The sequence below is a fragment of the Leifsonia sp. NPDC058292 genome (assembly GCF_042880955.1).
Classification (GTDB): domain Bacteria; phylum Actinomycetota; class Actinomycetes; order Actinomycetales; family Microbacteriaceae; genus Leifsonia.
Genome location: NZ_JBHVYL010000031.1, coordinates 1 through 19,074 on the forward strand (window position 1 = coordinate 1; position 19,074 = coordinate 19,074).

A 19,074-nucleotide genomic window follows, 5' to 3' on the forward strand; every position below is an offset into this window, starting at 1 on the left:
GGCCGCGTTCGCGTGCCGGGCCGTTCTCGCCGTCGGCTCAGACCGTGACGGCTTCGCGCGCCTGCTCGAGGCCGTCGATCAGACGGGTCGTCGGGCGGCCGATGAGGTCACTGAGGGTGCTGGTCGCCTCGGCGAGCGCGCCGTCGCGGATGTTGCCGTCGAGCGCGACCACGAAACCCGCCGTGCCCTCGTCGAGACCGGCGCCGGTCAGGATGGCCGTGTGCTCCTCCGGGGAGACGGGGCGGTACGCGACGTCCCGGCCGAGGATCGTCCCGACCGCAGCGGCGAGGTCGGTGAACGCCCAGGCCTCGTCGCCGGTCAGCTCGTAGACGGCGCCTTCGTGACCGGGAGTGGTGAGCACCACGGCGGCCGCCTCGGCGTAGTCTTTGCGCGTCGCGCTGGCCACACGGCCGTCGCCGGCACTCGCCACGATCTCGCCGGACTGCCCGGCGGTGTCGAGTTGACCGACGTAGTTCTCCGTGTACCAGTTGTTACGCAGCACGGTCACCGGCAGGCCGGATTCCGCGAGCAGCTCCTCGGTGGCTTTGTGCTCGGGCGCGAGCACCAGCGCGGTGTCCGTGGCGTGGGGCGCGCTCGTGTAGACGATGTGGCCGACCCCCGACCGTACGGCAGCGTCGATCGCGTTCTTGTGCTGGGGGACGCGTTTGCCCGGCTCGCTGGCCGAGACCAGAAGCAGCGCATCCGCACCGTCGAACGCCGCGTCGAGCGTCTCCGGCTTGTCGAAGTCGATGGTCGCGGTCTGCACGCCGCGGTCGGCGAGAGCGGCCAGCTTCTGTTCGGAGCGCCCGAGGGCGCGGATGTCCGCTGCGGGGACGCCCCTCTCGAGCAGCGATTCGACGACGAGGCGTCCGAGGTGTCCTGATGCTCCGGTGACGACGATGGTCATGGTGGTGTTTCCTTTCGGTCGGTCTCCAGCTCCAACCCGCGTCCTCCACGGTTACTTCCCGTTCGGAGGTACCCACTTTTTGGTAAGTTACTGACGTGAATACCAGTATTCAGTCGATGAACGGATTCGGATTCACGGATGGTGTGCTCCCCTCCGCCTGCCCGAGCCGTATCGTGCTCAACCACGTGACCAGCACCTGGGGCGTTCTGGTGCTCGTCGCCCTCTCTCAGAGCGACCTCCGCTGGGGCGAGCTCCGCCGAACGGTGCAGGGCATCAGCGAGAAGATGCTCGCGCAGACCCTCAAGACACTCGAACGCGACGGCTTCGTGCTGCGGACCGCCCAGTCGAGCATCCCGCCCCGGGTCGACTACAGCCTCACCGACCGCGGTCGCGACCTCACCGAGCACCTCCTGCCCCTGATGTCGTGGATCGCCGACAACGCCGACGAGATCCTGGAGCCGCAAGCGTGACGACTGCCGCCGGCGCGAGCACGGTGCGCACCCGCTCTGTCCCACTCGATGTGCTGCGGATCGGCGCCATCCTCGGCGTGATCGCCATCCACGTCTTCGCCGGGATCGTCGGAAACCCCGCGATCCGCGGGTCGGGCACGTGGTGGGTGGCGACGATCGTCGACATCGGCGGCATCTGGGTGGTGCCGGTGTTCGTGATGGTGAGCGGCGCGCTGCTGCTCTCGCCTCGTGTGCACGCCGACGGACCGGCCGCCTTCTACCGCAAGCGACTGCTGCGGTTGGGGCCGGCTTTCGTCGTGTGGCAGGTGTTCTACATCGTCGTCGTGCGCATCCTGATCAGCCACGAGCACCTCACGGCGCTGCAGACGATCGGGCTCGTCGTCGACGGCAAGGCGTACACGCAACTGTATTTCCTGTGGCTCATCGCCGGGCTCTACCTGGTCGCGCCGGTTCTGGCGGCGTTCCTCTCCGGTGGCGGGCAGCGTCGCGCCCTCGTCTTCGCCGGCTCAGTCCTGCTTTTCACGGTCGCCGTCGTCGGGCTCTCCGGCCTGTCGGCGCTCTTCGGCGATCCGCATCCGATCGTGCTGAACGCGCTGACCCAGTGGCTTCCGTACGTCGGCTTCTTCCTCGCCGGCTGGGCTCTGCGCACCGTCGTGCTCTCGCCCGGGTGGACGGTCGCGGCGGCGCTCGTCACCGCAGCCCTTCTCGCCGAGACCATCTGGCAGTACGGCAGCGCATCCCGCCCCGCCTGGCTGCAGGCGGTCTCACCGGTGGGCTACGACGGTGCCGTCGTCGCCGCTGCCTCGCTCGGTGTCTTCGTGGTCGTGCAGAGCCTGTTCGCCCGCGTGACCGCGCTGCGCGAACGCGGTGCCCGGATGCTCGCCCAGCTCTCCGACGCCGCGTTCGGCGTCTTCCTGGTGCATTTCTTCTTCCTGACCCTGGCCGTCACGCTGTTCCCCGGGTTGAACGTGGCGCGGTCGAACAGCCTGCCCGTCGCCATCCTGCTCTGGGCGGGCATCGCGGTGCTGTCGTTCGCCGTCAGTCTGGCGGCTCGTCGCGTGCCGGGGCTCCGGCGGCTGTTCTGACACAGCGCGCCTCAGCGCCCCTCGTTACGGACGGGTGCGGGTGTCCTGCTTGCGCAGCTCCTTCGGCAGGGAGAACATGAGGTCTTCCTCCGCGGTCTTCACCTCTTGCACATCCCCGTAGCCGGCCCCGCGCAGGTCGTCGAGAACCTCCTGCACGAGCACCTCGGGCACGGATGCGCCACTCGTGACGCCGACGGAGGCGACCCCGTCGAGCCATTCCTGCTTGATCTCGCTGGCGTAGTCGATGCGGTAAGCCGCCTTCGCGCCGTATTCGAGCGCGACCTCGACGAGCCGCACCGAGTTGGAGGAGTTGGCGGAACCGACCACGATCACGAGGTCGGCGTCTTCGGCCACCTTCTTGATGGCGACCTGGCGGTTCTGGGTGGCGTAGCAGATGTCGTCGCTGGGGGGATCTTGCAGGTGCGGGAACCGCTCGCGCAGTCGCCGAACGGTCTCCATCGTCTCGTCGACGGAGAGCGTGGTCTGGGAGAGCCAGACGACCTTCTCCGGGTCTCTGACGACGATGTTGTCGACGTCGTCGGGCCCGTTGACGAGCGTGACGTGCTCGGGCGCTTCGCCGGCGGTGCCCTCGACCTCCTCGTGACCTTCGTGTCCGATCAGCAGGATCTCGAAGTCGTCGCGGGCGAACCGCACCGCCTCGCGGTGCACCTTGGTGACCAGCGGGCAGGTCGCGTCGATCGCCTGGAGGCCGCGATCGGCAGCCGACTGCACGACGGCGGGCGAGACACCGTGCGCGCTGAAGACGACGTGAGCCCCGGTGGGCACCTCGTCGACCTCGTCGACGAAGATCGCGCCCTGGCGTTCGAGCGTCGAGACGACGTGAACGTTGTGCACGATCTGCTTGCGCACGTACACGGGGGCGCCATAGTGCTCGATGGCCTTCTCGACGGCCACGACCGCGCGGTCGACGCCGGCGCAGTAGCCCCGGGGGGCGGCCAGCAGCACCCGCTTATGTCCGACGACCGGGGTATCCTTGAGCCGGCCTCTCAAGCCGGGGATTCTCGGCATCGGCAGGCTGATGGTTGCGTCGCTCACCCCTCAATCCTAGGTGAGTGCGCTGAGCACTCGATGGGAGACGTACCGTGGCCAGCACTGCGAGCCCGACAGGCGCCCCGTCGATGGAGGTCGGGCCGCCGACCGCCGACGCGCCGTGGCCCGTCGCCACCCTGTCGAGCAAGATCCGGGGCTGGATCGAGCGGCTCGGCACGGCGTGGGTGGAGGGCGAGATCACCCAGTGGGGCGTCTCGGGCGGAAACGTTTACGGCAAGCTCAAAGACCTGAACGAAGACGCGACGATCAGCTTCACGATCTGGTCGTCGGTGAAGGCCCGCATCCCGGCCGATCTGAAGCAGGGTGATCGCGTGATCGCGGCCGTCAAGCCGAACTTCTGGGTCAAGGGCGGCACCCTCACCATGCAGGTCTTCGACATGCGCCATGTCGGGCTCGGCGATCTGCTGGAACGGCTCGAACGGCTCCGCGCGCAGCTCGCGGCCGAAGGGCTGTTCGCCCTCGACCGCAAACGCCGGCTGCCCTTTCTCCCCCATCGCATCGGCCTCATCACGGGCAAGGACTCCGACGCCGAGAAGGATGTGCTGCGCAACGCTCAGCTGCGCTGGCCGCAGGTGGAGTTCCGCATCGTCCACGCCGCCGTGCAGGGCGAGCGCACGGTGTCGGAGGTCACCGCCGCGATCCGCCGACTCGACGCCGACCCCGAAGTGAATGTGATCATCATCGCGCGAGGCGGTGGCGACTTCCAGAACCTGCTCGGGTTCAGCGACGAGACGCTCGTGCGCGCGGCTGCCGCTGCCACCACGCCGATCGTGAGCGCCATCGGGCACGAGGCCGACAGGCCGCTGCTCGACGAGGTCGCCGACCTGCGCGCGTCCACCCCGACCGACGCGGCGAAACGCGTGGTGCCCGACGTCGCGGAGGAGATCGTGCGCGTGCACCAGGCCCGCGCCAGGATGGGGATGCGGCTGACGCACCTGCTCGCCGCCGAGATCGACCGCATCGGGCATCTGCGCTCGCGGCCGTCGCTCGTCTCGTCGAGCTGGATCGTCGACTCCCGCGCCGAAGAACTCACGCGGTACGTCGCGCGCGGCGCAGAGCTCGTCGAGCGCGCCATCGAGAGGGAGCACATCCGCACCGCCGAACTGCGGGGGCAACTGCGCGCGCTGTCGCCGCAGGGAACACTCGACCGCGGGTACGCGATCGCCCAGCTCCCCAGCGGACACGTGCTGCGGACGCCCGGCGAAGCCCCCGACGGAACACTGCTGAAGCTCACGGTCGCCGACGGTTCGCTCACCGCCGTCGCCGACTCGCTGGCGGACTCAGGCGAAGGTCAGAACGACAAATAGAATGGATGTCATGCCCACCACCGAGGACAAGAGCCTCAGCACCGCAACGCTCAGCTACGAGGAGGCCCGCGACGAACTCGTGCGCGTCGTCGCCGAGCTCGAGCAGGGCTCGTCGACCCTCGAACAGTCGATCGCGCTCTGGGAGCGCGGCGAGGCCCTCGCCCGCCGCTGCGAAGAGTGGCTGATCGGCGCGAAGGCACGGCTCGACGCCGCACGCGCCGGAGCCGTCGCCGGGGATGCGGGCTCGGCGCCCACGGGAGCCTCTGACCCCGAATGACCCCCAGCAAGAAGCCTCCGGCGGTCGTCGCCGAACTCGGTCGCCCCGAAACACCCGAGGAGACCGCGGAACGCAAAGCGCAGAACTCGCGCAACCACCGCAACCGGCAGACGATCAACAACCTCGTCTATTCGCTCCTCGCGACGGTGGGGCTCGTCGCCGTCATCGTTCTCTTCGTTCCCCGCGGCAACCCGATCGACGCCAATCCGGCCGTCGACTACACCTCGATCGCGGCCGAGGCGCAGGGCTCGGAACCCGACAGGCTGCTGGTGCCCGCCCTCCCCTCGAGCTGGAAGTCCAACAACGCACAGGTGAACACCAAGACCCCCGACCGGGTCGACTCCTGGTACGTCGGGCTGATCACACCCAAGGGCGAATACATCGGCATGCGCCAGGGCTTCGAGGCCAACGACAGCTGGACGGCCGAGCAGGTCAACAAGAGCATGATCACCACCACGACGACGATCGACGGCGTGAAGTGGGACGTGTACGACAACCGCTCCTCGGGCAAAGACAACGGCGACGTGGACTACGCGCTCGTCACCACCGCCGGCAAGAGCTCCATCGTCTTGTTCGGCACAGCAGCCACCGACGAATTCCGTGTTGTCGCGGATGCCGTCGCCGGCCAGATCCGCCAACTCGGAGGTTCATGATGGGAATGCCACGACCGTCACGCGTGTGGGATGAGATGCTGCGAGGCAACGAGCGCTTCGTGGGAGGCGGGCCGGAGCATCCGCGCCAGGATGTCGAACGCCGCGAGACGATCGCCGCCGGCCAGGCTCCGCTCGCCGCGATCTTCGGCTGCAGCGACTCCCGCCTCGCAGCGGAGATCATCTTCGACCTCGGTCTCGGTGACGCGTTCGTCGTGCGCAACGCCGGGCAAGTCATGTCGGATTCGGTGCTCGGCTCCCTCGAATACGCCGTCGGCGTGCTGCACGTTCCGCTCATCCTCGTGCTCGGACACGACGAGTGCGGTGCGGTTCGCGCCGCGATCGACTCCCAGGCCACGGATGCGGAACCCCTGCCTCCGCACATCGCGAACCTCATCGCCCCCATCGTTCCCGCCGTGCACCGCGTCTCGCGCACCTCGCTCGGTCAGTCGATCGACCCCTCGGTGCTCGACGCGAGCGAGGTCGGGCGCGAGCACCTGCGCGACACGGTCGCCGAACTGCTGGAGGAGTCCGAGATGATCAGCGCGGCCGTCGCCGACGGCTCGTTGGCTATCGTTGGTGCGAACTACCGGCTTCAGGAAGGTCGGGTCGTGCCCGACGTCGTCGTCGGACTGGCCGACCCGGCCTCCGACTAACACCGCGCGGGAGAGCCAGCCATCCGCTGGCCTCGCTTCCGCGCCCCAGAAAGGAAAACACACCGTGGTGGACACCCAGGCGGACACCGGCTACCGCATCGAACACGACACGATGGGAGAGGTCCGCGTTCCCGCGGCCGCTCTCTACGGAGCGCAGACGCAGCGCGCCGTCGAGAACTTCCCCATCTCGGGTTCGGTGCTCGAGCCGGCGCAGATCGCCGCCCTCGCCCGCATCAAGAAGTCGGCGGCCCTCGCCAACGCCCGTCTCGGCGTTCTCGATCAGTCGATCGCCGACGCGATCGCCGCCTCCGCCGACGAAGTCGTCAGCGGTGCGCACGACGCCGAGTTCCCGATCGACGTGTACCAGACCGGTTCGGGTACCTCGTCGAACATGAACATGAACGAGGTGCTGGCGACGCTCGCCTCGCGCCGGCTCGGTTCGCCGGTGCACCCCAACGATCACGTGAACGCCTCGCAGTCGTCGAACGACGTGTTCCCGACCTCCGTGCACATCGCCGTGACCGGTGCCCTGATCGACGACCTCATCCCCGCTCTCGACCACCTCGCGGTGTCGCTCGAAGAGAAGGCGGAGCTGTGGGTGACCGCCGTCAAGGCCGGCCGCACCCACCTCATGGACGCGACGCCGGTCACGCTCGGCCAGGAGTTCGGCGGCTACGCCGCGCAGATCCGCCTCGGCATCGAGCGCGTGCAGTCGGCGCTGCACCGGGTCGCCGAGGTGCCTCTCGGCGGAACGGCCGTCGGCACGGGCATCAACACTCCGCTCGGCTTTCCGCAGCTGGTCATCGAGCTGCTCACGCAGGAGACCGAGCTGCCGATCACCGAAGCGCGCAACCACTTCGAAGCACAGGCCAACCGGGATGCCCTGGTCGAGACCTCCGGCGCTCTCCGCACGATCGCGGTCAGCCTGACGAAGATCTGCAACGACCTGCGCTGGATGGGCTCCGGCCCGAACACAGGACTCGGCGAGCTGCACATCCCCGACCTTCAGCCCGGCTCCTCGATCATGCCCGGCAAGGTCAACCCGGTCATCCCGGAAGCCGTGCTCATGGTCGCTTCCCGGGTCATCGGCAACGACGCCACGATCGCCTGGAGCGGCGCCTCCGGAATCTTCGAGCTGAACGTCGCCATCCCCGTGATGGGCACCGCGCTGCTCGAGTCGATCCGTCTGCTCTCGCAGGGCACGCGCGTGCTCGCCGACAAGACCATCACGGGCCTGGAGGCGAACATCGACCGCGCCCGCGCTCTGGCGGAGTCGTCGCCGTCGATCGTCACCCCGCTGAACCGCGTGATCGGCTACGAGGCCGCCGCGAAGGTCGCCAAGCACTCGGTCGCCAACGGCATGACCGTGCGCGAGGCCGTGATCGACCTCGGCTTCGTCGAGCGCGGTGAGGTCACCCTCGAGCAGCTCGACAAGTCGCTCGACGTGCTCAGCATGACCCACCCCGGCTGACCCGCCGCCTGCTCGGTCGGCCGGGCTGCCCGCCCGGCCGATCGAGCTGCAGGTGCGCCGGCCGACCAGTTCGTCGGAATTCCACACGAATTCCGGCCGATTTTCCGTCACGCCGGAAGAAACGCCGCACCCACGCGCGACTTCTCCTGCGCAACCCCCGGCGCCTCACCCCGAACTCACAACGGCCACCCAGAAGCCGCCCAACAGGAACGGCCCCAACGGCACACCATCGCTTCCTCGCCGCCACTCCGCGAGCGCTGCGATCCCGGCCGTCCCGAACGCGACCATCCCGGCCAGCACCACGGACCCGACCGAAGCACCGCCCCGGTCGCTCACGCCCAGCGCGAGGGCCAGCATGCCGGCGAGCTTCACATCCCCGAGCCCGAGGCCACCGCCGACGGCCATGACCCCCAGCGCGCACAGCACCACGACGCACACCGCGAACGCTTTCCAGGGGGCCGCACCGCCCGCCGCCCACGCGCCGATGCCGCCCACGCCCGCGACGACGAACCCCGGCAGCACGAGGATGTTCGGCAGCCGCCGCTCGCGGATGTCGCTGAGACTGAGCGGCACAGTCACCATGGCCACGTATCCCAGCACCGCGAACCGAGCAGGATCGTGCCCCATCAGCGCGCCGGCGACGCCCACCAGCCCCACCAGACCCGCAAGCGCGGAGAATTCGGCGCGATCTCCCAGACCGGTGCCCCTCACGAGCCCCACAAGCACACCGGCGTCGACCGGCCCGGCAGCCCGGCCCTGCACCGGCCTGCCGGCCCGATCGCGCTGTCCCCCGATCGTTCTCCCCACGCCTTCGACGCTAACCCGCCGTCGGGCGCGAATCGCGTTGTCCACAGGTCGAGCGTCCGCCCACAACGGCATCGACGCTTGAGGCGCTAGTGGCCCTGGAAGGCGCGGCCGGCGAACGCCCAGCAGACGAACGCCCAGCAGGCGAACGCACCACGGCGCCCGCCCCGTGTTCCGGGCCGGGCGCCGTCGCGCGCGTTCACTCGAGCGGCGCAGACCGCCGCACGCGCCTAACTGAGTTCGTTGCCTTCGAGCAGCTCCGTGACGAGCGCCGCGATGGCCGAGCGCTCCGACCGTGTGAGGGTGATGTGGCCGAACAGCGAGTGGCCTTTCAGGGTCTCGATCACCGAGGCGACGCCGTCGTGCCTACCCACCCGTAGATTGTCGCGCTGGGCCACATCGTGGGTCAGCACCACGCGCGAGTTCTGGCCGATGCGGCTGAGCACGGTGAGCAGCACGTTCCGTTCGAGCGACTGGGCCTCGTCCACGATCACGAACGCATCGTGCAGCGAGCGGCCTCGGATGTGCGTGAGCGGCAGCACCTCCAGGATGCCCCGGTCTTGCACCTCGTCGAGCACGTTCTGCGAGACGAGTGCGCCGAGGGTGTCGAAGATCGCCTGACCCCAGGGGTTCATCTTCTCGCCCTGGTCACCGGGAAGATACCCGAGCTCCTGGCCGCCGACCGCGTACAGCGGGCGGAACACCATGATCTTCTTGTGCTGCTGCCGTTCGAGCACCGCTTCGAGTCCTGCACAGAGGGCGAGCGCGGATTTGCCCGTTCCGGCGCGGCCGCCGAGCGACAGGATTCCCACCTCGGGGTCGAGCAGCATGTCGATGGCGAGCCGCTGTTCCGCGGAGCGACCGTGCAGTCCGAAGACGTCCCGGTCGCCGCGCACCAGCTTGAGAGCGCCTTCGCCGGTCACCCGGCCGAGCGCCGAGCCACGGTCGGAATGGATGATGAGGCCGGTGTTGACCGGCAGGTCTTCGACCAGGCTGGTTCGCATCCACTCGTTGTCGTAGAGGTCGGCCATCGCCTCGGAGCCGAGAGTGATCTCGTCGAGGCCCGTCCAGCCCGAATCGACCGCGAGCTCGTGCCGGTACTCCTCGGCGGCCAGGCCGATGGAGGCGGCCTTGACGCGCAGCGGAAGGTCTTTGGAGACGACGGTGACGGCGAGCCCGTCGTTGGCGAGGTTGAGGGCGACGGCGAGGATGCGCGAGTCGTTGTCGCCGAGCTGGAGACCGCTCGGCAGCACCGACATGTTGGAGTGGTTCAGCTCGACTCGCAGCGACCCGCCGTCGCCGACCGGGATCGGGAAGTCGAGGCGTTCGTGCTTGACTCGCAGCTCGTCCAGGTTGCGGAGCGCTTGCCGCGCGAAATAGCCGATCTCCGGGTCGTTTCGCTTTCCTTCCAACTCCCCCACGACGACCACTGGGATGACCACCGCGTGTTCGGCGAATCGGAAGATCGCCTTCGGATCGGACAGCAGCACCGAAGTGTCGAGCACGTACGTGCGCTCGGTCTGTTCGACGTGACGGCTTGTCGATCCGGTCTCTGCCGGCTGTCGGGTAACTTGTTCGGCCACAACCACTCCCGCCCCGGTCGCTCCGCGGAGCTCCCGGTGTCTGTCGACGAGTCGGCCGGTTGGGTTTCGAAACGAACTTACGTGGCCGTCTCGATCGGGCGCCGTGCCCGATAGCACGAAGCTACGCCGACCCACCGACACCGAGGGGCGACACGCCCGCTGCGCCGGATTAACCCTGGGTAAATCCTCGCCCCAGTGCAGGGGCCAGGTCAGAGCAGTGCAGGGGCCAGGTCAGAGCAGTGCAGGGGCCAAGTCAGAGCAGCGCAGAGGTCAGATCACCGACCCGTACGACACGAACGCCGCCCGCAGCATCTCCAGCGTGTCGACGTCCGTGCCCGCGTGAACGCTCAACCGCACACTCGTGGTGCGGGTGGTCGCGGTGATGCCGTGGTTGTGCAGCGACGCGCTCAGCGCCGTCAGGTTCTCGGTGGCCGGTTCGAGCACGATCATCCCCGCGCGCTCCGCGTTGGTGCGCGACGACGCCACAGGGATGGCGTACTCGTCGGCAAGCTCGAGCACCTGTTCGACCGTGGTCGAGATGGCGTCGTTGATCGCGCCGACGCCGACCGAAGCGATTTCCTCAAGGGCCGCCGCGAACCGCGCCTCCGCCACGCAGTCGGGATTGCTCAGCGAGAAGGCGCGCGCGCTGGAACTGGGCTCGGTCACCTCGTCGAACGATTCGGTCTTGTCCGTGCCGGTGAACCCGCTGAAGACGGGGGTGAGGTGGTCGAGGGCGCGTTCGCTGAGCGCCAGGAAGCCCGTCCCCCATCCGGCCCGCGCCCATTTCTGGCCGCCGCTCACGATCACGTCCGCCACCTCGAACGGCGCGTCGACGACACCGAAGCCCTGGATCGCGTCGACGATCAGCAGCCTGTCGCCGATCACCTGGCGGATGCCGTCGATGTCGGCCAGATACCCCGTGCGGGAGTCGACGAGACTGACCGCGACGGCTGTGGTGTCGCGCCCGATCTGCTCGCGGATCTGACCCGGCGTCACGCGGCCGTGGTCTGTCTCGAGCCAGGTCGGCGTCACGACGTGCATCGCCTCCGCGGCCCGCACTGCCGCGAACGTGATGCTCGGGAACTCCGCCTTCGACAGGAGCACCTCGCCGCCCGTCAGCCCGAACATGGCGTGCATCAGTCCGGTGCTGGTGTTCGGCTGGAACACGATCTGGTCGGCTCCGAACCGGGTGAGACCGGCGATGGCCTCGCGCACCCGGAGGTCTTCGCCGCGCATCCGTTCGATGCTGCCGTAGCGGCCCCTGCTCAGGATCTCGTTCCGCCCCGCCGACTCGGCGAGCACCGTCGCCGACAGCGGGCCGACCCGTCCGTAGTCCAGGTAGCCCGGCTCCTCGCGGAATCCCGCCGCGAACTCCTCGATCGTCGTCATCTGGTTGACCTCCCGGGCCATCTTGTCAGGTCGGGCGGGTCAGCCGCCGTAGCGCCGCTGCCGCCGCGAGAAGTCGCGCACTGCCCGCAGGAAGTCGACCTCGCGGAGGTCGGGGCCGAGCGCTTCCACGAAGTAGAACTCGCTGTGCGCGCTCTGCCACAGCATGAAGTCGCTGAGCCGCTGCTCGCCGGAGGTGCGGATGACGAGGTCGGGGTCGGGCTGACCGCCCGTGTAGAGGTGCTCGCCGATCATGTCGGGAGTGAGGAGGTCGGCCAGCGTCTCCAGGCTTCCGCCTTCGGCATGGTGCGCGGCGACGATCGAGCGCATCGCATCCGTGATCTCCTTGCGACCGCCGTAGCCGACGGCGAGGTTGACGTGGAGGCCCTTGTTCTCGACCGTGCGCTTCTCGGCGTCGGAGAGCGCCGCGACCAGCGACTCCGGCAGGCCTGTGGTCGTGCCGACGTGCTGCACGCGCCAGTCCCGGTAGCGCGACAGGTCGTCGGCCAGCTCGGCGATGATCTCGATCAGGGCGGACAGCTCCTCGCTCTTGCGATTCGTGAGGTTGTCCGACGACAGCAGGTAGAGCGTGACGACGGAGACGCCGAGGTCGTCGCACCATTCCAGGAACTCGCGCATCTTCGCCGCTCCCGCACGATGCCCGTGCGCGGCCGTCTCATGGCCGGCCAGGCGCGCCCACCGGCGGTTGCCGTCGATGATCATGGCCACGTGCCTCGGTGCGACATCTTTGGTCAGGCCACGGCGCAACCGGGTCTGGTAGAGCCCGTAGAGGAGACCGCGCCCGAGGGGGAAACTCCATTTGCTCACAGAGGTACGTTACCCGTTCGAAGCGGAGGCCGACTCTCAGCCGCCGAACCCCGCTCGTCCCGTAGCCTTGAAGCATGACGCCCCGCAAAGCCCGCGACAATGAAGACGTCGCCGAGTCTCTCGAGAGACCGGCCGAAGCCCTCACCGCGCCCGATGCCGCCGTCAAGGCAGACGAAGCGCGCGGCCCCGACCTGCCCAACGTCCCGTTGCTGGATGCCTCGCCCGCGAACGACGACGACATCAAGCCGACCTGGCGCGGCTGGATCCACGCGGGAACGTTCCCGGTCACCATCGCCGCCGGCATCGTGCTCATCACGGTCGCACACGGCGCGCCCGCCAAGTGGGCGTCGGCGGTGTTCGTGCTCACGTCGATGCTGCTGTTCGGCAACTCGGCCCTCTACCACCGCTTCGACTGGAATCCGCGTACCAAGGTCATCCTCAAGCGCATCGATCACGCGAACATCTTCCTGCTGATCGCCGGCACGTACACCCCGCTCGCCGTGCTGGCACTGCCGCCGGCGAAGGGCATCCTGCTGCTGGCGCTCGTGTGGGGCACCGCCCTGCTCGGCATCGGGTTCCGGGTGTTCTGGATCTCGGCACCGCGCTGGCTCTACGTGCCCATCTACGTGGGGATGGGCTGGGGCGCCCTCGGCTTCATCGTCGACCTGTTCGAGGCGAATGTGGCGATGATGGTGCTCGTTCTCGTCGGCGGCGTGCTGTACACGATCGGCGCCGTGATCTACGGGATGAAGCGCCCCAACCCCTTCCCGGGCAGGTTCGGCTTCCACGAGATCTTCCACACGCTCACCGTGCTGGCTTTCCTCTGCCACTGGGCGGCGACGCTGCTGATCGCGCTGCATCCCGTCTACAACGCGGGCTAGCCGCGGTCTAGCCGCGGTCAGCCGGCCGGCCGCAGGCCGGCTGCGACCTACGCTTTCGGGCGCCCGCCGGTGCCGCCGGTGCGGCGCGGCCCGTCCGCGTCGCCGTCGTCTGTGCCCGCCCCGGGGTCGTCGGCACCCGGCTCGTCGCCGCGACGCAGCTGCTGCTCCGCATCCAGCTTCTCCGCGATCTCGGCGCGATACCGCACGCGGCGGATGCGGCGCACCATGTCGATGACGAGCAGCACCACCACGACGGCCAGCAGGAACGTCACGATGAAGCCGACGTACCCGGGTGTGACCTGGTCGTCTTTGGGCGCTCCGGGAGCCGGGGTGGGCGACGGTGTCGCTGCCGCCACCCGGATGGAGGCGCCGAGGAGAAGATCGCCGATCACTCGGCGCCCTCGATTCCGGCGAAAAGGTCGGTCTCAGGCATCTGCGTGTTCACTTTCGAGTCGATGAGCTGGAAGTCCTCGGTCGGCCAGGCTCGACGCTGCACGTCGTTCGGCCAGAAGAAGAAGGGGCTGTCGGGTGCGACCTGGCTGGCGTGGGAGCGAAGCGCCTCGTCGCGCGTGTCGAAGAAGTCCCCGGCGGGGATGCGGGTCGTCGCCTCGAACGTGCGGGCCGACATCCAGTCGCGCATCTCGCGCAGCTTCTCGATGAGCGGCGAGCCGGGCTCCGACGTCAGCAGTTCGTCGTAGACGGCGTCGAGCCGCACCGAGTTCATGATGCGGTCGTAGTAGAGCTTCGACACCTGCCACGCCTCCCCCGCCTCTGGATAGCGCGCGGGGTCGGCGGCGGCACGGTAGGCCTCGACGCCGACGACGTGAGCCCGGATGTGATCGGGATGCGGGTAGCCGCCGTTCTCGTCGTACGTGATCATCACGTGCGGCTTGAAGGAGCGCACGAGTGCGACCAGCGGAGCGGCGGACGTCTCGAGCGGGATGGAGGCGAACGACCCGGCGGGCAGGGAGCCGTCTTCGCGCGCCATGCCCGAGTCGACGTACCCGAGCCAGCGATGCTGGATGCCCATCACCTTCTGCGCCGCCGCCATCTCGCGCCGGCGCAGCCCCGCCAAGTCGCGGCGGGCCATCGCCAGATCGGGAAGCTGGTCGTTCAGGATGTCGCCGCGCTCGCCGCCCGTGCAGCTCACGACCATCACCTCGTCGCCGAGGCTCGTGTAATAGGCGTAGGTGGCCGCCCCCTTGCTCGACTCGTCGTCGGGATGGGCGTGCACTGCCATCAATCGCCGGGTCACGTTCGCGGTCGTCCTTCTGCTTCGCCGGAGCCTCATGCGAGGAGAACGATTCCCAGATTCGTCTCCTAGTCTTGGAGTTCAAGCCTACCGTCGCGGACGGTGCACCATTTCACGGGAGTTTCAGTGCTGGGAGAAGCATGGCGGTGAGCGAGACGCTCGACCGGCGCTACGGTCGCACGCCCGACCGCAAGCGACGCGACAAGTGGTGGCTCATCGGAGCGGCGGTCGCTTTCGTCGCCGTGTTCACGGCCTGGATCTTCTGGGCGGGCTGGGATGGCGACGCGGCCAACCTCGAGGCGACCGACACCGCGTACACGATCAAAGACGCCCACCATGTCGACATCACCTTCACCGTGAACGCGCCCGCGGGCACGCCCGTGACGTGCGCGGTGCAGGCGCTCAACGAATCGTTCGCCATCGTGGGCTGGCGCATCGTGAGCTACCCCGGTGAGAATGCCCGGTTGACGACGCACAAGGAGTCGATCCGCACCACGGAACAGAGCAATACAGGTTTGATTTCGAGCTGCTGGCTGTCCTAGGCTTATCCGATACGCCTCGACGATTGTCGAGGCGTCCGCTCTATCGTGACGGCCGTCAGGCCGCCGAAGATCTGCCCGAGAGGCCCGAGGGCCGACGGCGCAAAGGAGTTCAGCATGTCTCAGGAGTCTCAGGTCAGCTTTCTGACCCAGGATGCTTACGACCGTCTGCAGGCGGAACTCGAGGAGCTCAGTGGCAACGGCCGGCGAGAGATCGCCAAGCGCATCGAATCGGCCCGTGAAGAGGGAGACCTCAAGGAGAACGGCGGGTACCACGCCGCCAAAGACGAGCAGGGCAAGATGGAGGCCCGCATCGTTCAGCTGACCCTTCTGCTGCGCACCGCCACAGTCGGCGAAGCGCCGCAGAGCCACGGTGTGGTCGAGCCTGGAACGGTGATCACCGCGACCATCGCCGGCGACGAGAGCGTGTTCCTCATCGGAAGCCGCGAGATCGCCGAAGGCACCGACTTCACCGTCTACAGCGAGCAGAGCCCGCTCGGCGCCGCCATCCTCGGCCTCAAGGTCGGCGAGTCGACGAAGTACACCGCGCCGAACGGCAAGGAGATCGCCGTCGAGGTTCTCAACGTGGAGACCTTCACCGGCTGATCCGGGGCCGCGGCCGTCTATTCGTAGTCGAGCACCGGGTCGTACCCCGCCGACCGCAGCGCTTCGATGACCTGCTTGCGGTGCTCGGTTCCGCGCGTCTCGACGCTCACATCCAGCTCGACCTGGCTGATCTGCAGCCCGTGTCCGTGGCGGGTGTGCAGCACCTCGATGACGTTGGCGTTCGCCCCGGCGAGGATCTCGGAGATGCGCGCGAGCTGTCCTGGGCGGTCGGGAAGCATGATCTTGAGCTTGAGGTAGCGGTCGGAGGCCGCAAGCCCGTGGCTGATCACCCGTTGCATCAGCATCGGGTCGATATTGCCTCCGGAGAGGATGCTCACGGTCGGACCCGTCGGCGCCACCTTGCCCGACAGGATGGCCGCGACAGCGGCGGCTCCGGCCGGCTCCACGACGAGCTTCGCCCGCTCCAGCAGCACGAGCAGCGCCCGCGCCATGTCGTCTTCGCTGACCGTGACGATCTCGTCGACCACGTCGCGGATGATCGCGAAGTTGAGGATGCCCGGCTTGCTCACCGCGATGCCGTCGGCGATGGTGGCGACGGGCGAGATCTCGGTCGGCTCCCCCGCCTCCAACGACACCGGATACGCCGCGGCGTTGGCAGCCTGCACGCCGATCACCCGCACCTCGCGGCCCTCACGGGCCGCCCGCTGCTTCACGGCACTGGCGACGCCCGAGATGAGCCCGCCGCCACCGATGGGCACGATGATGGTCGCCGCATCCGGAACCTGGTCGAGGATCTCGAGCCCCAGGGTGCCCTGGCCGGCCACCACGTCCGGGTGGTCGAACGGCGGGATCAGCACGGCCCCTGTCTCGGCGGCGAAGTCGGCGGCCGCACGGAGGGTCTCGTCGACGATGCTGCCGCTCAGCACCACGTCGGCGCCGTAGTCGCGGGTTGCCTGGAACTTGGGGATCGCGACGCCGACCGGCATGAAGATGGTGGCCCGGATGCCGAGCTCCCGCGCCGCGAACGCCACACCCTGCGCGTGGTTGCCGGCCGAGGCCGCCACCACACCGCGCGCACGTTCCTCGGCGGTGAGCTTGGCCATCCTGTTGTATGCGCCGCGGATCTTGTATGACCCGGTGCGCTGCAGGTTCTCGCACTTCAGGTAGACCGGCGCTCCGAGCACATCCGCGAGGTAGCGGGAGCTTTCGATCGGTGTCGGCTGCGCGACCCGTGACACGATCACCCGTGCGGCCTCGATCTCGTCGAGACTCGGGCCGGCGAAAGGAGTGCGCGTCGGATCTGTCAGCGTGGCCACGAGCTTCAGCCTACTCGCGCTCGTATTCCGCTGACCGAATGTTCTCTTGAGCACCTCGTGGCTGACGGGAGCGGGCTCACGCCTGGGGACGCGGGCGGCGCACGTCGCGGGGAACGGTCTGCCAGAGCACCGTCGCCGGGCCCACGTACCCGCCGGGGCCCCGCGCACGCCAGGCACCGCTCGAGATGTAGTGCACCATGACGTTGAGCACCGCCGCGAACGGCACCGCGAACAAGGCGCCGGGGATGCCGGCGAGCAGCGAGCCGGCCGCGACCGAGAGCACGACGGCGAGAGGATGCACCTTCACCGCGGTACCCATGATGAGCGGCTGCAGCACGTGGCCCTCGATCTGCTGAACGGCCAGCACGCCCGCGAGCATGATGAGCGCCGCGACCCAGCCGTTGAAGAGCAGGGCCACGAGCACGGCCAGCACGCCCGTCACCACGGCGCCCACCACCGGTATGAAGGAGCCCAGGAAGACGAGCACGCCGATCGGAATGACGAGCGGCAGCCCGAGGAAGAACGCGACGATGCTGATGCCGACCGCGTCGATGAACGCCACGAGGATCTGCACCTTCACGAAGTTGCGCAAGGTGTTCCAGCCTGCCTGTCCGGCGCCGTCGATGGCCGGCCGTGCGCGCTTCGGAAAGATGCGCACGACCCAGTTCCAGATCGAACGACCGTCGATCAGGATGAACAGCAGGCTGAAGATCGTGAGCAGTACGCCCGTCAGCAGGTGGCCCAGGGTCGAACCGAACGAGAGGGCGCCGGAGAGGAAGACCTGGCCGTCTTCTTGCACCGACTTCCAGATGGAGGCGAGCCCGTCGGTGATCTGGGCTTCGGAGAGTCCGAGCGGGCCGGTGGTCAGCCACGCACGGAAGTCGGTGAACGACGCAACGGACCGGTCCCGCAATTCGCCGCTCTGCCGCGTGACCTGCCAGATGGCGAGATAGAGCAGGCCGCTCACGACGATGATGAGGCCGAGCATGGCGGCGACGATCGCCAGCCATCGCGGCCAACGATGGCGGTGCAGCCAGTCGACCAAGGGAACGAGCAGTGCGCCGATCAGCACGGCGATCAGCAGCGGGATGATGATCAGCCGTAGCTGGATGACCAAAAAGATGAAGACGGCGATCACGGCGCCGATCACCAGCAGACGCCACGACCACGCCCCGGCGATGCGCATGCCGCGGGGCAGCGACTCGTCGGCCGACTCCACGGGCTCGTCGAGGTCGCGCTTGCGGCGGTTCAGGAACCAGCTGCGGGCAGGCGCGCGGTTCTCACTCGCCGCGACCGAGGTGACGGGCGGGGTGGAGCCCGGTGGGGTCGCATCCGTGTCTGACATGGTCGTCAGTTTACGGGCGCGCCCCCGCTGAGACAGTGGGTTGACCGAGCGTGTGGAGAATGCTCAGGTCTGATCAGGGCTGTGGATGGATGGGCTCGGCCACCACCAGCGGCGGGTTCTCGATCGATGTCGAGAACCACGACCAGGCGGCTCCGCTCTTCTGCTGCACGGAGGCGTACGTGACCTGGTTCGGCGGCAGGTCGTGCAGCGCGACGGTCACCGAGACGTTGCCGTTGACCGTCTTGAGACCCGTGCCGGTCGGAGACCCGACAAGGGAGAACGCGCCGACGTCGAGGGTGACCGGACCGCTGGTGGAGATCGCGAACGAGATCACGTAGCTGCCGACGTTCGTGATGCCGTATGCGCTCGGCTGGAAGTGCACCGAGACTCCGGGACCACCCGACAGCGTCTCCCGGTTGGTGAACGACGCGTAGGGAGTGCCCGTCGTGTCGGTCTGCATGATGTCGGAGGCGATGAGGGTGAGGTTCGTGCGCCCTTTGCCCACGGTGTGCGTGGGACTGATCGTGTCGATGGGCAGCAACCACCACGGGAAGTGGATGACGTCGCTCACGCGCAGCTCTGTGGCGAGGTCCTTGATGGACAGTGTCTTTTCGAATGTGGAGAGGTCGATCGTCGACGTTTTCTCGGCGGCCTCCCCCGAGGCTTCACCTGACATGAG

The 19,074-nt window shown here is 68.3% G+C and carries 21 protein-coding genes; 10 read left to right on the forward strand and 11 right to left on the reverse strand.

The annotated features are described in order from the left end of the window. Positions 1-37 precede the first annotated feature (37 nt). Positions 38-907 carry an SDR family oxidoreductase gene (locus tag ACFVWR_RS15045; protein ID WP_387213655.1) on the reverse strand — a complete coding sequence of 290 codons (870 nt, stop codon included), beginning with the start codon at positions 905-907 and terminating at the stop codon, positions 38-40. Positions 908-1,002: 95 nt separating this feature from the next. On the opposite strand from ACFVWR_RS15045, the gene ACFVWR_RS15050 reads away from it, so the two are divergent. Continuing rightward, a complete protein-coding gene (locus ACFVWR_RS15050; protein WP_387213658.1) occupies positions 1,003-1,377 on the forward strand; it encodes a winged helix-turn-helix transcriptional regulator in 375 nt (124 codons plus the stop codon). Then, positions 1,374-2,462, forward strand: coding sequence for an acyltransferase (locus ACFVWR_RS15055; RefSeq protein WP_387213661.1), 1,089 nt, complete (start codon positions 1,374-1,376; stop codon positions 2,460-2,462). The genes ACFVWR_RS15050 and ACFVWR_RS15055 overlap by 4 nt, the downstream gene beginning before the upstream one ends. Positions 2,463-2,486: 24 nt before the next feature. Here ACFVWR_RS15055 and ACFVWR_RS15060 read toward each other — a convergent pair whose 3' ends face one another. Beyond that, positions 2,487-3,491, reverse strand: coding sequence for a 4-hydroxy-3-methylbut-2-enyl diphosphate reductase (locus tag ACFVWR_RS15060; RefSeq protein ID WP_387213776.1), 1,005 nt, complete (start codon positions 3,489-3,491; stop codon positions 2,487-2,489). A 110-nt stretch (positions 3,492-3,601) separates the two neighbouring features. On the opposite strand from ACFVWR_RS15060, the gene xseA reads away from it, so the two are divergent. From xseA to ACFVWR_RS15085, 5 genes are all read left to right on the forward strand, one after another. Beyond that, the gene (gene xseA / locus ACFVWR_RS15065) at positions 3,602-4,840 is read left to right on the forward strand and encodes an exodeoxyribonuclease VII large subunit (RefSeq protein WP_387213779.1); all 1,239 of its coding nucleotides are present in this window, start codon (positions 3,602-3,604) and stop codon (positions 4,838-4,840) included. Between the two features lies 1 nt (position 4,841). Then, positions 4,842-5,117 (forward strand): exodeoxyribonuclease VII small subunit, encoded by a 276-nt coding sequence (locus tag ACFVWR_RS15070; RefSeq protein ID WP_387213664.1) that lies wholly within the window; start codon positions 4,842-4,844, stop codon positions 5,115-5,117. Next, positions 5,114-5,770: a DUF4245 domain-containing protein gene (locus tag ACFVWR_RS15075; RefSeq protein ID WP_387213666.1), complete on the forward strand. Its 657-nt coding sequence runs from the start codon at positions 5,114-5,116 to the stop codon at positions 5,768-5,770. The genes ACFVWR_RS15070 and ACFVWR_RS15075 overlap by 4 nt, the downstream gene beginning before the upstream one ends. Further along, the gene (locus ACFVWR_RS15080; protein WP_387213782.1) at positions 5,770-6,423 is read left to right on the forward strand and encodes a carbonic anhydrase; all 654 of its coding nucleotides are present in this window, start codon (positions 5,770-5,772) and stop codon (positions 6,421-6,423) included. Before ACFVWR_RS15075 ends, ACFVWR_RS15080 begins: the two co-directional genes overlap by 1 nt. Before the next feature lie 64 nt (positions 6,424-6,487). Continuing rightward, complete coding sequence (locus tag ACFVWR_RS15085; protein ID WP_387213669.1) at positions 6,488-7,894, forward strand: class II fumarate hydratase; 1,407 nt, start codon at positions 6,488-6,490, stop codon at positions 7,892-7,894. 165 nt (positions 7,895-8,059) lie between these two features. Here ACFVWR_RS15085 and ACFVWR_RS15090 read toward each other — a convergent pair whose 3' ends face one another. The 4 genes from ACFVWR_RS15090 to ACFVWR_RS15105 form a co-directional block, all read right to left on the reverse strand. Continuing rightward, positions 8,060-8,701, reverse strand: coding sequence for a prepilin peptidase (locus tag ACFVWR_RS15090; RefSeq protein WP_387213672.1), 642 nt, complete (start codon positions 8,699-8,701; stop codon positions 8,060-8,062). A 227-nt stretch (positions 8,702-8,928) separates the two neighbouring features. Further along, positions 8,929-10,281, reverse strand: coding sequence for a PhoH family protein (locus ACFVWR_RS15095; protein WP_387213675.1), 1,353 nt, complete (start codon positions 10,279-10,281; stop codon positions 8,929-8,931). A gap of 270 nt (positions 10,282-10,551) precedes the next feature. Continuing rightward, positions 10,552-11,670, reverse strand: a complete 1,119-nt coding sequence (locus ACFVWR_RS15100) for an aminotransferase class V-fold PLP-dependent enzyme (protein WP_387213678.1) — start codon at positions 11,668-11,670, stop codon at positions 10,552-10,554. A 39-nt stretch (positions 11,671-11,709) separates the two neighbouring features. Next, entirely contained in the window at positions 11,710-12,495 is a 786-nt protein-coding gene (locus ACFVWR_RS15105) for an isoprenyl transferase (protein ID WP_387213681.1), read from the reverse strand. Between the two features lie 74 nt (positions 12,496-12,569). On the opposite strand from ACFVWR_RS15105, the gene ACFVWR_RS15110 reads away from it, so the two are divergent. Then, entirely contained in the window at positions 12,570-13,376 is an 807-nt protein-coding gene (locus tag ACFVWR_RS15110) for a hemolysin III family protein (protein WP_387213684.1), read from the forward strand. Positions 13,377-13,423: 47 nt separating this feature from the next. On the opposite strand, the gene ACFVWR_RS15115 is transcribed toward ACFVWR_RS15110, so the two are convergent. After that, positions 13,424-13,768, reverse strand: coding sequence for a hypothetical protein (locus tag ACFVWR_RS15115; RefSeq protein WP_387213687.1), 345 nt, complete (start codon positions 13,766-13,768; stop codon positions 13,424-13,426). Further along, positions 13,765-14,616, reverse strand: coding sequence for a mycothiol conjugate amidase Mca (gene mca, locus ACFVWR_RS15120; protein WP_387213785.1), 852 nt, complete (start codon positions 14,614-14,616; stop codon positions 13,765-13,767). The genes ACFVWR_RS15115 and mca overlap by 4 nt, the downstream gene beginning before the upstream one ends. A gap of 158 nt (positions 14,617-14,774) precedes the next feature. On the opposite strand from mca, the gene ACFVWR_RS15125 reads away from it, so the two are divergent. Together ACFVWR_RS15125 and greA are read left to right on the forward strand one after the other, a co-directional pair. After that, on the forward strand, positions 14,775-15,170 hold the full coding sequence (locus ACFVWR_RS15125; RefSeq protein ID WP_387213690.1) for a DUF4307 domain-containing protein: 396 nt from the start codon (positions 14,775-14,777) through the stop codon (positions 15,168-15,170). A gap of 114 nt (positions 15,171-15,284) precedes the next feature. Continuing rightward, positions 15,285-15,773, forward strand: coding sequence for a transcription elongation factor GreA (gene greA, locus ACFVWR_RS15130; protein WP_387213693.1), 489 nt, complete (start codon positions 15,285-15,287; stop codon positions 15,771-15,773). A 17-nt stretch (positions 15,774-15,790) separates the two neighbouring features. Here greA and ilvA read toward each other — a convergent pair whose 3' ends face one another. The 3 genes from ilvA to ACFVWR_RS15145 all read right to left on the reverse strand — a co-directional run bounded on the left by ilvA (position 15,791) and on the right by ACFVWR_RS15145 (position 19,071). Beyond that, positions 15,791-17,050, reverse strand: a complete 1,260-nt coding sequence (gene ilvA, locus ACFVWR_RS15135) for a threonine ammonia-lyase (RefSeq protein ID WP_387213696.1) — start codon at positions 17,048-17,050, stop codon at positions 15,791-15,793. 76 nt (positions 17,051-17,126) lie between these two features. Continuing rightward, positions 17,127-18,395 carry an AI-2E family transporter gene (locus ACFVWR_RS15140; protein ID WP_387213699.1) on the reverse strand — a complete coding sequence of 423 codons (1,269 nt, stop codon included), beginning with the start codon at positions 18,393-18,395 and terminating at the stop codon, positions 17,127-17,129. A 73-nt stretch (positions 18,396-18,468) separates the two neighbouring features. After that, a complete protein-coding gene (locus tag ACFVWR_RS15145; protein WP_387213702.1) occupies positions 18,469-19,071 on the reverse strand; it encodes a hypothetical protein in 603 nt (200 codons plus the stop codon). Positions 19,072-19,074: the final 3 nt, after the last annotated feature.